Source organism: Actinosynnema sp. NPDC023658 (assembly GCF_040639995.1).
GTDB lineage: Bacteria > Actinomycetota > Actinomycetes > Mycobacteriales > Pseudonocardiaceae > Actinosynnema.
In genome coordinates, this window is the sequence record NZ_JBFAAX010001313.1 from 1 (window position 1) to 1,334 (window position 1,334).

Consider the following 1,334-nt stretch of genomic DNA (forward strand, 5'->3'; position numbering starts at 1 on the left):
GTGGACGGGCGTTCGACCGCCCACCCCTCCTCCGAGACCCCGTTGCGCAGGTCGCGGAACGCGGTGACCAGCACCTCCAGCACCACGTCGTCCACGGCGAACGGCGCGCTCACCCTGGCCAGCGCGGCACCGGCCTGCCGCCGCACCAGCGCGGTCTCGGCGGCCAGGTCACCGATCGGTCCGACCGCCTCGAAGTTGAACCGGCGCTTCAACGCCGCCGACATCTCCGACACGCCCCGGTCGCGCAGGTTCGCCGTGGCGATCACGGTGAAGCCGGGCGCGGCGTGCACGGTCGCGCCGTCCGGGCCCGCCAACTCGGACGCGGACAGCTCGGGCACCGCGATGCGCCGGTCCGACAGGATCGACACCAGCGCGTCCTGCACCTCGGGCAGGCACCGGGTGATCTCCTCGACCCGCACCACGCCGCCGCCGCGCATCGCGTTCATCACCGGCGACGGGACCAGCGCCCGCGGGCTCGGCCCCTCGGCCAGCAGCAGCGCGTAGTTCCAGCCGTAGCGCAGCTGGTCCTCGGTCGTGCCCGCGGTGCCCTGCACGACCAGCTGGCTGCTGCCGGACACGGCGGCGGCCAGCAGCTCGGACAGCATCGACTTGGCCGTGCCGGGTTCCCCGACCAGCAGCAGGCCGCGTTCGCCCGCGAGGGTCACCACGGCACGCTCGACCAGTGCGCGTTCGCCGACGAACTTGGGGCTGATCACGAGCCGCGACGGCACGCCGTCCACCGAGACGCCCTTGGGCAGCGCCAGGGGTTCGCCGCTACCCATCACGAACGTGACGACGGCACGCGGGGTGAGCCGCCACCCCGGCGGGCGGGGGCCGCTGTCGTGGGCGGCGAGGAACGCCAGCTCGTCGCGGTGGGCGTCCTCGGCCGGTTCGACCTGCCTGGGTGCGGTCACCTGCGTCCTCCGGTCTTCAGCTCTTCGTAGGCGGGCGCGTCGCCGTCGAGCACCCGCCGCCACGCGCTGCGGAACAGGTCGGGGACGGGTCCGCGCGGGGCGATCACCTCGGTGCCGGGGGCGGTGGCGAAGCCGAACATCGGCGCCTTCCACGACTCCAGCGGCAGGTGCGGTGCGGGCAGCGCCAGCCACCCGCCGGGCAGGAACAACGACCGCCCGGCACGGGCCCGCTTGGCGGTGAGCACCAGGTCGGTCGCGGCCAGCGCGGCACGGGCCCGGCGCAGCCGGGCGGGTTTCCACCCGGTCCACCGCGCCACGTTCGCGTCCGTCGGGTCGGGCAGGGCCTGCAGTTGCAGGTACAGCGCCGCCGCGTCCTCGTCCAGGCCGTGCTTCCCGGCCACCTCCGCGACCAGCTCGGGC

At 75.0% G+C, this 1,334-nt stretch carries 2 protein-coding genes; both read right to left on the reverse strand.

Annotated features, from left to right (window positions below):
- Positions 1 to 914 (reverse strand): AAA family ATPase (locus AB0G02_RS40580; protein WP_360805973.1); only part of this gene is annotated, 914 nt, incomplete at its 3' end.
- Positions 911 to 1,334: hypothetical protein (locus AB0G02_RS40585; protein WP_360805976.1), on the reverse strand; the 424-nt coding region annotated here is incomplete at its 5' end. The genes AB0G02_RS40580 and AB0G02_RS40585, both read right to left, overlap by 4 nt.